We start from the raw sequence: 16,672 nt of genomic DNA, 5'->3' as shown, positions 1-16,672 counted from the left end.
CTCGCCGGCCACACGCGACTGCGCGCGCTCGGCGCCTCGGCTGGCTCGGGTGTGGGGGCCGGCATGTCGATCCAGCTCGGAGCATCGGGTGGAAGCGGTGCTTCGGGCGCTTCGGCGCCGAGCGGGTAGGTGAAGCCGGTGACACCGAACGGCTCGGAGCCGCGATCGAGACACGCTTCGCGTGGGATGATCAGCACCGGGACCGACTTGCCGGAGCGTCGCACCAGCAGCTGAATCGGCTGGCCGGGCCGCAGCTCGCTCAGTCGAGCGCTCGCGGCACGCGTGGTGATGAGCTGACCATCGACCGCGATGAGAACGTCGCCCGACTTGAGGCGCCCGGCCGCAGGGCCATCGATCGTGACGTCGGCGATGCGCGGCTCGGAACGAAAGAACCACACCACCTGCTGTTTGGATCCCGCTTCCCGGGTGGTCGAGGACTTGACGGTCTTGCTGAAGCTGCCGTCGATCTGCCCGATGCCAAGGTCGATGCCGCGCAAGCGTCCCTCCGGGCAGCGATCACCCGTCTTGGTGGTGGCGGCGAGCGCCGGCGCCACGGTGAGCGCGAGCCCCGCTGCGATGAGCGCGAACCTGGAGCGTCTCAGAACCATGCCACTTTCCTCGCTTCATCGGTCCCGGTACGGGTCGAGTCTTTCCGCGATGCACGTTCGAGACCATTCAAGATCTGCACGGTGAGCGGGTCGTCGGGATTGATGCGTGTCATTTCGTTGGCGGCCGCGTGCAAAATGTTGGTCGCCACTTCCTGGCCCTGGTGTCGATCGCTCGACGAGCCGGTGCGCGACACATTCGCGAAGGCTGCGAGTGCCGCGAGGTAGGCGGAGCCGGTCTGCTGCACCAGTGCCGCCGCCTGGGTCGCGTCCTGCTGCCGGAGTGCGACGAGCGTCTGAGAGGCCTGGCGGTTCGCGACCCACTGGCCGATCGAGAAGCCGCCGGCAAAGATCGCCAGGCATGCCGCCGCCGCCGCGGTGACCCACGCGGGAGCGAGCACGAAGCGCCGCACGCGACGCGGCTCGTCGAACACGCCGCGGTCGCGCAGCGCGTGCACCACGCGTTCCTCGAGCAACTGGCCGGGATCGCGTTCGCGCGGGAGCGCATCGAGCGCGGCGCGAAGTTCGGGAGTCAGATCCTCTTCGTCATGCATTGGGTATTTCCTCCACTCGCGTCAGTCGCACGCGAAGCGCGCGGCGGGCCGCGAACAACTGGCTCTTCGAGGTGCCGATCGAGACCCCGAGTCGATTCGCGATCTCTTCGTGTGTGAATCCTTCGATGTCGTGCAGAACCAGCACGGTGCGACTTCCGGGTGGGAGTGTGGCGATCGCGCGTTCCAGGTCCATGCGGTCCCCGAGACGCGGCGGCGCGATCGCCGGCTCGTGCACTTCGCTCCACTCGACCGTGGGGCGGCGTGCGCGCCGGCGCAGCACCTCGCGCGAGAGATTCAGCGCGATGCCGGTCAGCCAGGTGCGCAAACTCGACTCCCATCGGAAGCCGTCGAGCTTGGTGGTGGCTCGAATCCAGGTTTCCTGTATGACGTCCTGCGCATCGGCGTCGCTGCCTCCCAGCACTCGCAGCGTGAGCTGGTAGAGCGCCGGGGTGTGGCGACGATAGAGCTCGCGAAACGCTCGTTCGTCCCCTCGGACTTGGAGCGCTTCGGCCAGTGCGCGGTCATCCGCCGGGGAGATCGCCGTTTGCCGCATATCTGCCTGTGAGTGGCCGCGATGCCGCGGAGGGTTGGGCGAAATGTCGTTCACGACGGCAGCCTAGCCCATTCGGCCACCGCCTTCGACCCGTGGACGATCGCATCTCATTCGGATAACCTGCTGTCGCGCAGCGCACTGGACGCCAACTGGAGGGCACCATGGATCAGGGATTCAAGTCCTACTGGGCTGAGTTTCTCGGTACGTTCACGCTGTGCTTCCTGGGGCAGGGGGCGATCTGCGCCAACGAGCTGCTGGGCGCGGACGGTCCCGGACTGCTGGGTATCGCAGTGGCCCACGGGCTGGCGCTCGCCGTCATGATCTCGGCGCTCGGCGCCACCTCCGGCGCTCATTTCAATCCCGCCGTGACGCTCGGCTTCGTCGCGACCGGGCGGCAGAAGCTCGGCTCGGGGATGATCTACATCGTTGCCCAGCTCATCGGCGCGGTGTTCGCGAGCTGGCTCCTCACGCTGATCTTCCCGCCGGCCGTGTGGCAGGTGGTGCGACTCGGAGCGGCGGGACTCGCCCCCGAACTCGCGCCGCATCAGGGCGTGATCGCCGAGATCGTGATGACGTTTCTGCTCGTGACCGCGGTCTGGGGCACGGCGGTCGATCCGCGCGGGCCCAAGATCGGCGGCTTCGCCATCGGCCTGGTGGTGCTGGGCGACATTCTGGTCGGCGGACCGCTCACCGGTGCCGCGATGAACCCGGCGCGTGCATTCGGTCCCGCGGTGATCGCGGGCGCATGGGAGCTGCACTGGATCTGGTGGCTGGGACCGATCGCCGGTGGTGTGCTGGCGGCGCGGCTCTACCACGTCGGCGTGCTGAGTGGTCGGCGTGACTGAGACCAAGGGTGTGAGTCGCGACGAGCGTGTCTCGCCCGAGCGGCCGGCGGCGTTCATCACGCGACCGCCCGAACTCGCGCTGTTCGTGTGCGTGCACAACTCGGCGCGCAGTCAGATCGCCGAGGGCTTCGCACGCGCACTCGCGCCCGTGGGTGTTCGGGTCATGAGCGCGGGGATCCAGCCGAGCCACGTGAACCCGCTCGCGGTCGAGGTGATGAAGGAAGTCGGGATCGACATCACCGCTCAGACTTCGAAGACGCTCGACGCGGTGCCATGGAAGGAAGCCGACACCGTGATCACGCTGTGCGGCGAGGCGCACGAGGTCTGCCCGAACGTGGAAGCCACGGTTCGGCGCGTGCACTGGCCGCTGCCCGATCCGGCGGCGGCGTCCGAGAACGCGAGGCTCGAAGCGTTTCGTGAGGCGCGCGACGAGATTCGCTGGCGAGTCGCCAGCCTGTGGCCGCGCGGGGATTGACGCCGTGGCACGCGCTCGAGAAGTTGCCGCCGTCCGGTTGGGAGGGCTGGCGCTGGTACTCGCGGCGCTGCTGTTCATCGCCGTGTTCAGCTACCTCGCGGTCCAGTTCGACTACCCGGAAGTCCTCGATCGTCCGGCCGCCGAGGTGTTGCCGCGTCTGATCGGACTCGGTGCCGCCGGGCGCGCGGTGTGGACGCTGTATGCGCTGATTCCCCTGCTGCTGGTGCCGGCCGGCGTCGGCGTGTGGGTGGCGTTGCGCGACGCGGCACCGGGTGCCGCGCGCAGCGCGGCGGCGTTCGCGATCGTCTCGGCGTTCAGCATGATGCTCGGGCTGCTGCGCTGGCCGAGCATTCACTGGCACCTCGCTCGCGCATTCGAGACCGCCACGGCTTCACAGCGCACCACGCTCAGCGCCGTCTATGGGGGACTCAATTCCTACCTCGGCGGCTACGTCGGCGAGTTCGTCGGCGAGCTGACGCTCAATCTGTTCTTCCTGCTGACCGCCCACGCGATTCTGTGCTCGCCGGCGCGCTCGCGATGGCTGGGCATCGCCGGAGTCGCCGCGAGTCTGATCGGGTTCGCCGCGATGCTTCGCAGGGTCACGCCGCTGGTGGCGGGAATCGCCGATGCCAACAACCTCGCGCTGCCGTTGTGGCTCGTCGTCCTCGGCATTGCGTTCATTCGAGAACGCACCACCGAGTAACGCCGAGCTCGGCAGCCGCTACGGCCCGACGCGCACCTGACTCGGCGTTCGCCGCTCGCTCGTCACCTCGACGTGGCGTCCCGAGATGAACTCCTCGGCGTCTTTCACGTCCATCGGGCTGCCGATGATCAGCGGGGTGCGCTGGTGCAATGAGCCCGGCGCGATCTCCATGATGCGGCGAATGCCGTCGCTGGCCGCGCCGCCTGCCTCTTCGGCGATGAACGCGAGCGGAGCCGCCTCGTAGAGTACTCGCAGCTTGCCGTTCGGATTCTTGCAGTCGGCGGGGTAGAGGTAGACGCCACCGTAGAGAAGATTGCGATGGAAGTCGGCCACCAGCGAGCCTACGTAACGCGCGCTGTAGGGGCGGCCGGTGGAAGGGTCGTCGCGCTTGAGCCAGTCCACATATCGCTTGAGCCCTTCGTGCCAGTGCACATAGTTGCCCTCGTTCACGCTGTAGATGCGGCCGCGGGGTGGCGTCTGGATGTTTCGGTGCGAGAGCAGGAACTCGCCGATGCTGGGCTCGAAGGTGAAGCCGTGAACGCCGTCGCCGGTGGTGTAGACCAGCATGGTGCTCGAGCCGTACATCACGTAGCCGGCCGCGAGCTGGCGACGCCCCGCCTGCAGGCAGTCTTCGAGCGTGCCGGGGCCCTTGCGGGTGATGCGCGGCAGGATCGAGAAGATCGTGCCGATGTTTACGTTCGCGTTGATGTTCGAGGAGCCGTCGAGCGGATCGAAGTTCACAACGTACTTGCCGACCCGCGCGCCCTCGGGAACCGGCACGATGTCCTCGTCCTCTTCGGACGCGAGCACCGCCAGCTCACCGGTCGAGCCGAGGATCTGGTAGAAGACCTCGTGCGCGAACATGTCGAGCTTCTGCACCTTCTCGCCGTGCACGTTCTCGTCGCCCGTGAAGCCCAGGATGTCGACCAGTCCCGCGCGCGTGACCTCGCGATTGATCAGCTTGGCGGCGAGCGCGATGTCGATCAGCACGCTCGTGAACTCGCCGCTCGCCTCGGGGTGTTTGTGCTCCTCGGCGAACAGGAACTGGCTGAAGGTCAAGGTGCGTTTCGGCATATCGCCCCCTAGTCGTGCAGCCCGGTGATGTCTTCGGGGCCGCGCCCCACGCCGACTGCGGAGCCGACCGACGGGAACGAGCCTGGAACCTTGGGCGCGTGCAGTTCGGCCAGCGCTCGCGTCCCACCCGCGTTCAGCTTGGTGAGCAGAAAGCGAAACTTGTCCTCGAGCGTCACTCCGATCGCCGCGCGTACCTCGGTCGGCAGGTTCCACAGCTCGCGCTTGAACGAGCCCAGCGCCTTCTTTCGAGTCTTGTAGAAGAATTGCTCGTCGGTGTCGGTGCTCTTGCGCTCATCCGCGGCTTCGGTCCGAAGCTTCGCGTAGATCGACTGTTTCAGTTCGGCCGGGAAGCGGGCGTGATCGAAGATCATGTTCTGGAATTCGGTCGCGAGATGGATCTCGCATGCGCCGCGCCTGGGGAATTGATCGAACAGGTCCGCCGAAAGCGTCGAAGCCCCATGCTGCACCGCGCCCGCGAGTCCGTACTGCTCACGCGCAATCTTCGAGAGCTGCTCGAGCGCATCGAAGTCCAGCTTGACCGCCGCGACCGAGCCGTCCGGCAGCGGCACACCGCCGTGCGAGGTGCCGGTCTGAATCGAGATCTTGCTGATACCGGTCGAGCCGGCTGCACGCTTCTCGAGTGCGGCGCCGTAGACCTTCATGAACGCGTGCAGCTCATCGGCGTTCGAATTGCGGCCACCGACCTCGCCGATCTCACCGCCGACCGAGGTGATCACGCCTTTCGGTTCGTGCGCGCGGATGAACGCGGTCAGCTCGGCGCACAGCCCGCCGTTCAACTGCTGCTGCGCCTCGTGACCCTGCTTGTCCAGCTCGACCAGCGTCGAGGTGTCGATGTCGATGTTGTAGAAGCCGGCCGCGAGCGCTTCGGCCGTCAGGTCCTTGACGGCCGCCATCTCCTTGCCCGGATCCGCGAGGTACTTCTTCGCGTTGACCTGGAAGTGATCGCCCTGAATGAACACCGGGCCGGTCCAGCCCTCGCGCAGTCCCGCCGCGATGATCACGAAGGTGTACTCGGTCGGTCGCTGATCGGTGTAGGTGATCTCGGAGCGCGCGATCTCGCAGATCACGGCACCCGCATCGAGCGCGCGGCGGGCGCGGAAAAGTGCCCGCGCGGTGTCGTACGCCATGCCGCGAATGTTGATCGCCGGCACCGTGAAGTCGGCCGGCGCCTCGCCGCGCCCGCGCGCCATGTAGAGGCCGTGGATCGAGGCGGGGTAGAGCCCGCGCGACCGCGCCTCCTGCATGACCGCGTCGCGCGCCGCGTCTCTCAGCTCGATCGAGGCGCCGAAGACGCCGGTGTGCACCAGCCGATCCAGCGCGTCCGAACTGCCGCTCGCAAGCGCAGCCGTGGCATGGCGGATCTCGTCTGAGGACTTCAGTTCCATGGGATTCCGTTCCGTAAGGGGTGCCCGGAGCGGGGGACCGGAGGCGCCGGTGGCGGCCAGGGCACGTGGGTCAGTCGAGTTTCAGAAACGGCGCGGGGAGTATAGCGGCGCTCCGGGGATCTCGAAAGCTCAACGGCGCGGCGTCGGTTCTGCTACCCGACCGCAGCCCCCAGCAGCACTGTGCCTTCGCGCGCATCGCGAAGCTCGTTGAAGCGAGCCGGATCGAAGGTCGCAATCCCCGGGGCCGGCTTCCAGTTGATGAGTGCCGCGAGGTCCAGCGTGCATGCAGGCGCCATTCCCATCCCGTGGCCGGTGTAGCCGGCGCTGATCGCGACGTGGTGCTCGGGATCGAGCCAGCCGACCAGTGGGCGACCATCGCGCGCAAAGCCCATGGTGCCGGCCCAGCGGTGCTCGATCGCCGCACCCTCGGGCACCAGGTCGCGCAGTCCCGATTCGATCGCGGACTGGATCTGCTCCGTGGGGTTCTGCTCGAAACCGACTTCGGTGTCGAGCGCCACATCGCGCCATCCACCGATCACGAGCCGCGAGTCCGGAAGTTGCCGCCACGACTGATAGCCCCAGTGGGCGTAGGTGGGGCGTGCGGCAATGGTGCGATCGATCGGAGCGGTGCAGAGCAACTGCCCGCGCCGCGGCGCGATGAGTCGCGAGAGCGCCGGCACCAGCTTGGGTGCGTAGGCATTGGTCGCGATCACGACGGTTCGAGCGCGAACCACGCCGTGGGCCGTGTGCACATGCCACAGCCCCGCGCGCCACTGCCCGTACTTGACGCTCGAGTGTTCGAAGAGTCGCGCACCGAGCCCCGCGGCACCGACCGCGACGCCATGCAGGAACTTGACCGGGTGGAACTCGCCGTCTTCGGGCATCAGGAACGCAGCCTTGAAATGACCCTCGGATTCGACCGGCACGTTGCCATGCACCTGCGTTTCGAGCATGCGGAAACCGTCGGCGTTCAATTCGGGCAGCGACGCGCGCTGATCCTCGGCCTCTTCCTCGGTGCGGCACAGGCGCAGGCTGCCGGTGAGCCGATAGTCGCACTCCAGCTCGAGCGCTCCGACCAGTTCCTTCACGCGCTGATGAGCGCGCCGGCCGGTCGTCACCATGGCCCGGGCGCCGTCGCGGTTCCACATCGCGATCGCTTCGGAGTAGGGCTCGGCGGGGGCGGCGAGCAGAAATCCTGCATTGCGGCCGCTCGCGGCCGAGGCGATGCGATCGGCTTCGAGCATCACGACGGTCGCCGACTGCTCGGCCAGCGTGTACGCGAGCGTCACACCCGTGATGCCCCCACCGACGATCACGACGTCGGCGTCGAGTTCACCGTGGAGTTCGGGATATGCGGGCGGCGCTTCGCGCCACCACACCGGATGTTTGAGGGATGCGTCGGACATGTGCGAACACATTGTGCGGGCTCGACGGGGCGGCGGGCAAGCCCGGGATGAATTTTTCGCAAGTGCGGTTCCCAATCGGCGCTGTGCAACGCGTTGACACCCTCGCCCCCGAGCCGGTTCAATCGCCTGCGCGAGTCCCCCATCTGAAGCGCGTTCTCCCCGGGAGCCCCCTTGAGCGACGCCGAGTCCGTTCCCTGCCGCCTGCGCGTCAACGGTGACGAGCGCACATGCGCGTTGCCGCCCTACACCACATTGCTCGAGGCGCTGCGCTATCACCTCGGGCTCACGGGCTCCAAGCAGGGCTGCGACAAGGGTGATTGCGGTGCCTGCACGGTGGTGATGGATGGCGAGCCGGTGCTCGCGTGCATCACACTGGCGCTGGCGGCCGAAGGGCGCGAGATCACGACGGTGGAAGGTCTCGCGGATCACGGCACGCCGCACCCGGTTCAGGACGCCTTCGACGTCACGGGCGGTGCGCAGTGCGGATTCTGCACGCCCGGCATGTTGATGAGCGCCTGGGTGCTGCTCAAGCGCAACGCCTCTCCGTCACGCGAAGAAATCGCGCACGCGCTGTCGGGGAACCTCTGCCGCTGCACCGGCTACACGAAGATCTACGAAGCGGTCGAGCTCGCGGCCAAGTCCGCACGGAATTCGTCGTGAGCGGCGGGGACAAGAAGCGCGGCGACGCGGCGCCGGCCGGAAGCACCACGCCGCCGCCCGGCATGGCGATCCCCAAAGGCCGCACAATGCCGCGCGAGGATCGCTTGACGCCCCCTCAGTGGGAGGGCGGGCGATCGCAGCCGCCGAACGATTCCAATTTCCGCATGATCGGACGTCGCAACCGGAAGATCGAGGGGCTCGCCAAGGTGACGGGCCGCGCGGTCTACGCCGACGACCTCACGCTGCCGCGCATGTTGCACGCCAAGCTGCTGCGCTCGATTCACCCGCACGCGAGGATCCGCTCGATCGACGCGAGCAAGGCACTCGCGATGCCGGGTGTGCACGCCGTGATCACGGGCCGCGACTTGCCGATCTACTTCGGCATCATCCCCTGGACCGAAGACGAGCAGGCGTTGTGCGAGGACAAGGCGCGCTACGTGGGCGATGCGATTGCGGCGGTGGCGGCCGACACGGAGCTGCTCGCCGAAGAAGCACTGCGAGCGATCTTGGTGGACTACGAGCCGCTGCCGGCAGTCATCGACATCGAGTCGGCGCTCGCGCACCCCGAGTGGAAGGTCAACGAGAAGGCCGAAGAGGGGAACATCTCCAAGCACGTGCATCTCGCGTTTGGCGACGTGGAGGCGGGACTCGCCGACAGTGATGCGGTGGTCGAAGGCGAGTACTGGTACGAAGGCTCAACGCACGCGCCGATCGAACCGCACTGTGCACTCGCCGACTTCGACGCGACCGGCTTCCTCACGCTCTACTCGAGCACGCAGGTCGCTCACTACCTGCATCGCGATCTCGCCAAGGTGCTCGAGCTGCCCACCCAGCGCGTGCGCGTGATCCAGCCGGTGGTGGGCGGCGCCTTCGGAGGAAAGAGCGAGCCGTTCTCGCTCGAGTTCTGCGCGGCCAAGCTCAGCATGGTGACCGGGAGACCGGTCAAGATCCTCTACACGCGCGAGGAAGTGTTCTACGCACATCGCGGGCGGCATCCAATGCGGCTCGCCTATCGAACCGGCATCAAGCAGGACGGCTCGCTCACCGCCGTGGACGCGAAGATCCACATCGACGGCGGCGCCTACTCGAGCTTCGGGCTCGTGACCACCTACTACTCGGGCCAGCTCTTGACCGCGCCCTACGGCATGCCGGCCTATCGCTTCGATTCGACGCGCGTGTTCACGAACAAGCCGTGTTGCGGCCCCAAGCGCGGCCACGGTTCCGTGCAGCCGCGCTTCGCGTTCGAATGCCAGCTCGACAAGCTCTCCGAGGCGATCGGCATGGACCCGATCGCGGTGAGGCGCAAGAATTTCATCGGCGAGAACACGCGCACCGTGAACGGCATGCGCGTCACCTCGAACGGCTTCCTGCAGTGTCTCGAGGCGATCGAATCGGCGTCCGAGTGGAAGCAGAAGTTCCGCCGCCTGCCGTACGGCCGTGGCGTAGGTGTGGCCGGCAGCATGTACATCAGCGGCACCAACTACTGCATCTACCCGAACGAAATGCCGCAATCGGCGGTACAGCTGAAGCTCGATCGCAGCGGACGCGCGACCGTGTTCTGCGGGATCAGCGACATCGGCCAGGGCGCCGAGTCGGTTCTCGCGTACATCGTGTGTGAGGAGCTGGGCCTCGAGCTGCGCGACGTGCGCGTCGTGGCGGCCGACACTGACCTCACGCCGGTCGACCTCGGCAGCTACTCGAGTCGCGAGACCTTCATGTGCGGCAACGCGTGCCTCGATGCCGCGCGCAAGCTGCGCGAACTCGTCGCCGAAGCGCTCGCCAAGCAGTGGGGTGTGGACAAGCGCGAGATCGTGCTCGCGGGAGGCGTGGCTTGCGCGACCAGCGACCCCGAGAAGCATGCGATGAGCGTGAAGCGGGCGTTCCAGCTCGCGGAGGCGCGCAACGGCACGCTCGGCTCGGTGGGCTGGTACCAGTCGCCCAAGCTCGGCGGGGACTATCGCGGCGGCACCATCGGTGCGTCACCCGCTTACTCGTTCACCGCGCACATCGCTCAGGTCGCGTGTGACCCCGAGACCGGGTTCGTGAAGGTGGAGAAGATCTGGGTCGCGCACGACTGCGGGCGCGCGCTGAACCCCGTGACCGTCGAAGGTCAGATGGAAGGCAGCGCCTACATGGGCTTCGGCGAAGCGATCTTCGAGGAGCAGTCTTATAAGGCCGCCGCTCCGCATCACGGCTCAGGCATTCATCACGGGCCGTCGCTGCTCGACTATCGCATCCCGACCTCGCTCGATACGCCTGAACTCGAGTCGTTCATCATCGAGTCGGTGGATCCCGAAGGACCCTACGGCGCCAAGGAAGCGGGCGAGGGGCCCCTGCACCCGAGTGTGCCGGCGATCTCGAACGCGATCTACGACGCGCTCGGCATTCGCTGCGACCGTCTGCCGTTCAGCCCGCCGCGCGTGTTGTCGCAGCTCGGGACCACCGATGCGCGTGCCGCGTGGGAGAAAGCACGCGCGGGGCTGGCGGCGGGAGCGAAGCGATGAGTGGCCGCTCATGCTGACCCTGCCGCGATTCGCGTGGGCGAGTCCCGCCACCGTCGAGGAAACTCTTGCGCTGCTCGAGGGGCCGCGCGGCGAGACGCTGTTGATCGCGGGCGGCACCGATGCGGTGCCGAACCTGAAGCATCGCCTGCATGAACCCAAGCGCATCGTGCACCTCGGTCGCGTCGGCGAATTGCGCTACGTGCGCGAAGACGCCGAAGGACTGCAGATCGGCGCTCTCGTGACACTCACGCAGCTCACGCGCGATCCGATCGTGCAGCGCGACTTCCCGGGGCTCGCGAAAGCCGCGTCGATGGTGGCGGGGCCGCAGCTTCGCAACATGGGGACGATCGGCGGCAACCTGTGCCTCGACACGCGCTGCACCTACTACAACCAGACGTTCTTCTGGCGCGAAGCGCTCGGCTTCTGCTTGAAGAAAGACGGCGTGCACTGCCACGTGGTCACCGCCGGCAAGCGCTGTGTAGCCGCACACTCGTCCGACGTGGCGCCGATGCTGATCGCGCTCGGCGCGCAGGTGGAGATCGCGAATCGTACCGGTCGCCGGCGAATCGCGGTGGATGACTTCTTCGCGGCCGACGGCGCCAAGAACAACGTGCTCGAACCCGACGACCTGGTCACTCTCATCACGGTGCCGGCCGCGTCGCGCGGGCTCGTGTTCGGCTACCAGAAGCTGCGGCCCCGAGCTGCGATCGACTTCCCCATGCTGTCGGTCGCGTTCACGGCGCGCCGCGACGGTGGCTCATTGGGTGGCGCGAGACTCGTGGTGAGCGCACTCGCCGCCAAGCCGCGCGTGGTCTCCGGAGTCGACAAGCTGCTCGACGGCGTCGCGGTGGACGACGCCGTGCTGACCGCGGTCGGGCAGACCGCCTACAAGCAGTGTCATCCGCAGACCAACGTGCCCTACGACAAGGATTACCGGCACGAGATGGTGCCGGTGTTCGTGAAGCGCGCGGTGAGAGACGCGCTGGGAGTGACGCCATGAACGATCGCGAAGAGATCTGGGACACCGTGGCGAGGTGGCGCGCTGAGCGCCGCCGGTTCGTGATGGCGAGCGTGATCGAGTCGCGAGGCTTCACCCCGCGAAAGCCCGGCGCTCACATGCTGATCGGCGAAGACGGCACGACCGCCGGCACGATCGGCGGCGGCGCGATCGAGCACCAGGTGCGCGAGCAGGCGGCGCGACTGCTCGAGAATGGCGGCTCGTCACTCGTGAAGCGACACCTCACGCAGGAACTCGGTATGTGCTGCGGTGGCGAGATGTCGGTGTACCTCGAAGTGCTGGAGCCTGCGCCCAAGCTGACGATCTTCGGCGCCGGCTACATCGCGCAGCCGCTCGCGAGCCTCGCGCACGACTGCGGGTTCGATGTGAGCGTGGTGGATGCGCGCGAGGAGTGGGCCACCAGCGAACGGTTCGCGCATGCAACGCTGATCAATCGAGACCCCGAAGCCGTGGCGCGCACGCTCGAAGCGAGCGGCGCCGAGTATGCCGTGGTGGTGACGCACGATCACGCGGTGGATCAGCGGATTGTGGAGGAGTTGCTGCGAAAGCCCCTGCGATTCGTCGGCATGGTGGGCAGTGTTCCCAAGCAGCGGAAGTTCGCGCTGCGGTTGCGCGCACGCGGTTTTGCCGACGCCGACATCGCGCGGCTGCGCTGCCCGCTCGGAGTGGAGATCGGCGCGCAGACGCCGCAGGAGATCGCGGTGAGCATCGTGGGTGAGCTGGTCGCGACGCGCCGTGGCGTCACGTTGCCCGAACCCTGGATGCCGCCCGTTGTGAACCAACCCAAGGACCGGGAGGTAGGCCGATGAAGGTGGGCGTGCTGCTGTCGGCGGGTGCATCGACGCGGATGGGAAGTGCGAAGGCGCTGGTGAAGCTCAAGGGTGAGAGCTTTGCCGCCGCCGGCATTCGCACGCTGTGGTCGGTGTGCGATTCGGTGATCGTGGTGCTCGGGCACGACGCCAAGCGCATTCAGAAGTCGATCGAGGCCGAGTTCGTGAAGCTCGTCGAGTCGGGGAAGCTGCACCGCGACATTCAGGGCGCCCACAAGCACGGGGCCGAAGGGCTCGAGGTGCACTTCGTGACCAATCGCGCGTGGAAGAAGGGCATGTACAGCTCGGTGCGACTCGGTCTGGTCGGTGCGGTGTCGCTCAAGCCGGAGAGCGTCGTGGTGCTGCCGGTCGATCACCCGAACGTCAAGGTGAACACCGTGCGCGCGCTCGGCGCGGGGATGGATGCGGCCCTGGGTGCCTACAAGGGGAGCCGCGCCGACAAGAAGCGCTTCGCCTACGCGATCGTGCCGAGGTATCGCGGCGAACGCGGGCACCCGCTGGTGCTGACGCCGGGGCTCGCGCTGGCGATCGCGGGGGACAGGGGCGCGGCGCATCTCGCGGATGCGGTGCGACGGAATGCGCGGCTGGTGGGCTACCTGGATGTGGCGGACAAGGGCGTGGTGCGGAATCGGAATACTCGTTAGTCGCTAGGCACGCCAGAACGGTCGTGCCGACGCGCCTCACAATCGCTGCATGCTGTGACACCCTCCGCCCCGCCCCGTATCTCCTCGCAGCAACCTTCTCCCGCTGCTCAGAGATCGCCCCGGGGTCCCCCGCATGCTCCGCTTCGAAGGCATCACACGCGTTCATGGCACTGGCCCTAAGGCTGTTCGCGCGCTCGGGCCTGTAACTTTCGACGTTCCGCGCGGCGAGCTGGTGGCGATCATGGGTCCGTCGGGTTCGGGTAAGTCCACGCTGCTCGCACTCGCGGGGGCTCTCGATCAGCCCAGCGAAGGCCGTGTGCTGGTGGACAACAACGACCTTGCCACTCTGGCGCCAGCCGCGTTGGCCGCACTCCGGCGCCAGACAATCGGCTTTGTGTTCCAGGATCTGAATCTCCTGCCGGGTCTGAGCGCGATCGAGAACGTGGCGCTGCCGCTCGATCTGGACGGAGTGGCGTCGAGCGAGTCGCGCAGGCTGGCGAACGAAGCACTCGAGGGTGTCCGCATGTCTGCACTTGCTCACCGTTTCCCGGATGACCTGTCGGGCGGCGAGCAGCAACGTGTCGCGATCGCGCGTGCCTTCGTCGGGCCCCGCGGACTGCTGCTCGCCGACGAGCCGACCGGCGCGCTCGACTCAGCCACCGGCGAGATCGTGATGCGGCTGCTGCGCGCGCAGTGTGATCGCGGCCGGACAGTGGTGCTGGTCACGCACGATCCGGCCCACGTGCGGTGGGCTGATCGCGTGCTGCACCTGCGTGACGGATTGATGGTCGACGAGGTTGCCGAAGTCGAGAGGTCAACCGAGGCCGCGACTGTCGGCGTGTCCGCGTGAGCGGCGCGAAGAGTTGGACCGCACTTCAAGCGCTCGCACGGGTCGAGTGGCGCCAGTTCGTTCAGCACCCGCGGCGCACGCTGTTGCTCATGTCGTTGGTCGCCGTACCGGTGGCGGCCATGGTCGGCGCCGCGGCGTTGCTTCGGATCGTCGAGCCATCGCCCGAAGAGTTGCGGGCTTCGATCATGGGATCGGCCGCGATGCGTGTGGATCTGACAGACATCGCCGGCGCCGCCGACCGAGCGTTGGCGCTGTTGCCTCGTTCAGCTCGCACCGAAGCGATTGCGAACGGAATCGAGCGCGTGAGTGTCCCGGGCATTCGTCTGGGTGCACGACTGCTCGCACTCGAGCCGAGTGCACTGGCGACTCGCGGCCTTGCACTTGGACTCGTGCGCGTCGAGCGCGGCCGTCCGCCTGCGAACGACCGCGAGGTCGCACTCTCGCCGGTGCTCATGGAAGGGCTGGCGCGATCGATCGGCGACTCGGTGACGCTTGGCGATGGCTCGGCGCGGACGATCTCGGGCGTGCTGTTCGACCCCGAGGCGCTCGATGACCCGCTGGTCGTGAGGTCGCCGATCGCTGTGGAGGATCGAGTCGAACGGCAGTGGCTGGTTGGGCTCGCCGGCGACTCGGTCGCATCGGCCGCCCGGGCGCTCGAAGCGGCGGGCTACGCCGTGCATACGCGGACTGAGTCCGGGCGACGCGGTGCCACCGTGACGGCCGTGATCTTTCTGTTCGGCAGCGTCGGGTTCTTCGAGGCTGCACTCGTGATCGCTGCCGCATTTGCAGTGAGCCTGCGCCGGCGACAGCGGGAGATCGGGTTGCTCGGTTCACTCGGCGCGACCGTGAGTGGCATCACCCGCGCCATGCTGCTCTCGGCGGTCGCACTGGGTGCGGTTGCCGCGACGATCGGCGTCGGACTCGGAGCCGCAGGAGCAGCTGCGGTGCTTCCGTTTCTCGATACGCTCAATCGTCGGTGGAACGGCAGCTTCGAGTTTCCGCTCGAGTACGCGCTTCCCGCCGCGTGGCTCGGAGTAGCGGCGGCGGCGATCGCGGTTCTGTTCCCCGCGCGATTCTCCGCGCGGCTTCCGATTCGCGAAGCGCTCGGTGCGCGCCGCCCGGTGCGTGCGGTCTCGCGTCGGTGGCTGGTCGCGGGGTTGGCGATCGAAACCATGGCGGTTGCGCTGTTGCTCGTGCCACGAGGGCATGGAGTGATGTCCGGCCTGGCGGTGATCGGCAGTGCGGTGCTGGGCGTGATCGGCTTTGGTGCTTGCAGCCCGTGGGTGCTGGCCGCACTCGGGCGCCGCGCCGGCCCGCTGCCGCTCGCGTGGCGACTGGCGCTGCGCGACTCCGGGCGCTTCGCAGCGCGCAACGGCCCGGTGGTGACTGCGGTGCTCGCTGCGATGGCGATGGGGGTGATGGTCGCTGTTCTGGTCGCGAGTCTCGACGGCAAGATCACGTCGTTTCCGGCGCCCTATCGCGATGATCAGATCGTGGTCGAAGGCGCGGGCGCCGAAGACGTCGCACGCCGCGTGGCGCAGGCGCAACGCGCGATCGCGGTGGCGCCCGTGACAGCGGCCTATGCGCAGGGTGTGCCGCTGCGAGTCCGTTTCGCAGGCGACAGCGCGACAATGCGACGCATCGACTGGGTCGCGTGCGGCGACGAGGCGCTGCTGCGAGCGATCGACGGAGATGCCGGCGCGAACGCGTTTCGTGATGGCGCACTGATCGCGATCGGCCTGCCGAAAGGCGCCGGGGAGCTGCGCGTGATCGCGGGGCCGCGGCGACGGCGAATCGCATGGCCGACGACGCAACGCATCGCAATGACCCAGAACGTGGTCGGCCCCGCGTTCGTGGTGGCGAGTTCGGCGCTCGAGTCGCGCGGCCTCACTTCTGGACCGCCTCCTCGCAATGCGCTCGTGCCGTGGGTGATGAGGCTCGACCACGCGGTCACTCAACAGGAGATTCGCGCGGCGCAGGCGCTGGCGGCTGCGACGCCCGGGACAAACGTCGATGCCGTGCTGCTGCACCGCGGGCCGGCGCGATCGTTCTTCTTCACCATGCTCGCCGCGTGCCTGCTCACGGCACTCGTCGTAGTTCTGGTGGCGACGTCGCTCACCGCCGCGGAATCGGCCGGCGATGAGCATGTGCTGCACACGGTGGGTGCCGCTCCCTCGTTGCTGCGAGAACACGCGGCCGCGCGGGCCGGATACCTGGCACTGCTCGGCTGCGTGCTGGCGATACCGGCCGGTATGATGCCCGCGATCGGGCTGCTCGCGAGCACCAACTTCGCCGTGCAGCTCGTGATTCCGTGGCGCGACGTGGCGCTCTGCACAGGGCTGCTGCCAATGCTCGCGTATGCGGTGACCTGGTGGGGTGGGGGAGGTCGGCGGGTGGTCCTGGCGGAGGCGTAGGCGCGAGGTTGCGCGCGGCGTGGAGTGTCGGACGGGCTGACGAATTCCTCGAAGCGACCCGACACCGATCGCGCGCGCATTCGCAGCCACCTCGTGGCGGCACCTCCAGTCACACGTACTTGGGCTCAGCA

The 16,672-nt window shown here is 67.7% G+C and carries 16 protein-coding genes; 10 read left to right on the top strand and 6 right to left on the bottom strand.

The window, feature by feature from the left end:
* The 3 genes from HOP12_00895 to HOP12_00885 form a co-directional block, all read right to left on the bottom strand.
* The coding region (locus HOP12_00895) for a PDZ domain-containing protein (GenBank protein NOT32708.1) at positions 1–608 on the bottom strand (608 nt) is incomplete at its 3' end.
* Positions 599–1,159 carry a hypothetical protein gene (locus tag HOP12_00890; protein ID NOT32707.1) on the bottom strand — a complete coding sequence of 187 codons (561 nt, stop codon included), beginning with the start codon at positions 1,157–1,159 and terminating at the stop codon, positions 599–601. The genes HOP12_00890 and HOP12_00895, both read right to left, overlap by 10 nt.
* Positions 1,152–1,712: a sigma-70 family RNA polymerase sigma factor gene (locus HOP12_00885; protein NOT32706.1), complete on the bottom strand. Its 561-nt coding sequence runs from the start codon at positions 1,710–1,712 to the stop codon at positions 1,152–1,154. Before HOP12_00885 ends, HOP12_00890 begins: the two co-directional genes overlap by 8 nt.
* Positions 1,713–1,873: 161 nt before the next feature.
* Here HOP12_00885 and HOP12_00880 point away from each other — a divergent pair, with 161 nt between their 5' ends.
* From HOP12_00880 to HOP12_00870, 3 genes are read left to right on the top strand one after another with little or no spacing between them, the layout of a single operon-like run.
* Positions 1,874–2,557 (top strand): aquaporin, encoded by a 684-nt coding sequence (locus HOP12_00880; GenBank protein NOT32705.1) that lies wholly within the window; start codon positions 1,874–1,876, stop codon positions 2,555–2,557.
* A gap of 55 nt (positions 2,558–2,612) precedes the next feature.
* The gene (locus HOP12_00875; protein NOT32704.1) at positions 2,613–3,032 is read left to right on the top strand and encodes an arsenate reductase ArsC; all 420 of its coding nucleotides are present in this window, start codon (positions 2,613–2,615) and stop codon (positions 3,030–3,032) included.
* A gap of 4 nt (positions 3,033–3,036) precedes the next feature.
* Positions 3,037–3,735, top strand: a complete 699-nt coding sequence (locus tag HOP12_00870) for a DUF4386 family protein (protein ID NOT32703.1) — start codon at positions 3,037–3,039, stop codon at positions 3,733–3,735.
* Positions 3,736–3,753: 18 nt separating this feature from the next.
* Here the strand turns inward: HOP12_00870 and fbp are convergent, their stop codons facing one another.
* From fbp to HOP12_00855, 3 genes are all read right to left on the bottom strand, one after another.
* The gene (gene fbp, locus HOP12_00865) at positions 3,754–4,809 is read right to left on the bottom strand and encodes a class 1 fructose-bisphosphatase (GenBank protein NOT32702.1); all 1,056 of its coding nucleotides are present in this window, start codon (positions 4,807–4,809) and stop codon (positions 3,754–3,756) included.
* Positions 4,810–4,817: 8 nt separating this feature from the next.
* Positions 4,818–6,215 carry an aldolase gene (locus tag HOP12_00860; GenBank protein ID NOT32701.1) on the bottom strand — a complete coding sequence of 466 codons (1,398 nt, stop codon included), beginning with the start codon at positions 6,213–6,215 and terminating at the stop codon, positions 4,818–4,820.
* A gap of 152 nt (positions 6,216–6,367) precedes the next feature.
* Complete coding sequence (locus HOP12_00855; GenBank protein NOT32700.1) at positions 6,368–7,621, bottom strand: FAD-binding oxidoreductase; 1,254 nt, start codon at positions 7,619–7,621, stop codon at positions 6,368–6,370.
* A 171-nt stretch (positions 7,622–7,792) separates the two neighbouring features.
* Between HOP12_00855 and HOP12_00850 the strand changes: the two genes are divergently transcribed.
* The 7 genes from HOP12_00850 (at position 7,793) to HOP12_00820 (ending at position 16,541) form a co-directional block, all read left to right on the top strand.
* Complete coding sequence (locus tag HOP12_00850) at positions 7,793–8,281, top strand: (2Fe-2S)-binding protein (GenBank protein ID NOT32699.1); 489 nt, start codon at positions 7,793–7,795, stop codon at positions 8,279–8,281.
* A complete protein-coding gene (locus HOP12_00845; protein ID NOT32698.1) occupies positions 8,278–10,785 on the top strand; it encodes a molybdopterin-dependent oxidoreductase in 2,508 nt (835 codons plus the stop codon). The genes HOP12_00850 and HOP12_00845 overlap by 4 nt, the downstream gene beginning before the upstream one ends.
* A 10-nt stretch (positions 10,786–10,795) precedes the next feature.
* Positions 10,796–11,785, top strand: a complete 990-nt coding sequence (locus HOP12_00840; GenBank protein ID NOT32697.1) for a 4-hydroxybenzoyl-CoA reductase subunit beta — start codon at positions 10,796–10,798, stop codon at positions 11,783–11,785.
* Positions 11,782–12,612, top strand: a complete 831-nt coding sequence (gene xdhC, locus HOP12_00835; protein ID NOT32696.1) for a xanthine dehydrogenase accessory protein XdhC — start codon at positions 11,782–11,784, stop codon at positions 12,610–12,612. The genes HOP12_00840 and xdhC overlap by 4 nt, the downstream gene beginning before the upstream one ends.
* Positions 12,609–13,277: an NTP transferase domain-containing protein gene (locus HOP12_00830; GenBank protein ID NOT32695.1), complete on the top strand. Its 669-nt coding sequence runs from the start codon at positions 12,609–12,611 to the stop codon at positions 13,275–13,277. The genes xdhC and HOP12_00830 overlap by 4 nt, the downstream gene beginning before the upstream one ends.
* A 133-nt stretch (positions 13,278–13,410) precedes the next feature.
* On the top strand, positions 13,411–14,127 hold the full coding sequence (locus tag HOP12_00825) for an ABC transporter ATP-binding protein (GenBank protein NOT32694.1): 717 nt from the start codon (positions 13,411–13,413) through the stop codon (positions 14,125–14,127).
* Positions 14,124–16,541 (top strand): FtsX-like permease family protein, encoded by a 2,418-nt coding sequence (locus HOP12_00820; protein NOT32693.1) that lies wholly within the window; start codon positions 14,124–14,126, stop codon positions 16,539–16,541. Before HOP12_00825 ends, HOP12_00820 begins: the two co-directional genes overlap by 4 nt.
* Positions 16,542–16,672: the final 131 nt, after the last annotated feature.

The organism is Candidatus Eisenbacteria bacterium (genome assembly GCA_013140805.1).
Lineage (GTDB): Bacteria > Eisenbacteria > RBG-16-71-46 > RBG-16-71-46 > RBG-16-71-46 > JABFRW01.
This window is presented reverse-complemented; position numbering and strand designations above follow the sequence as displayed.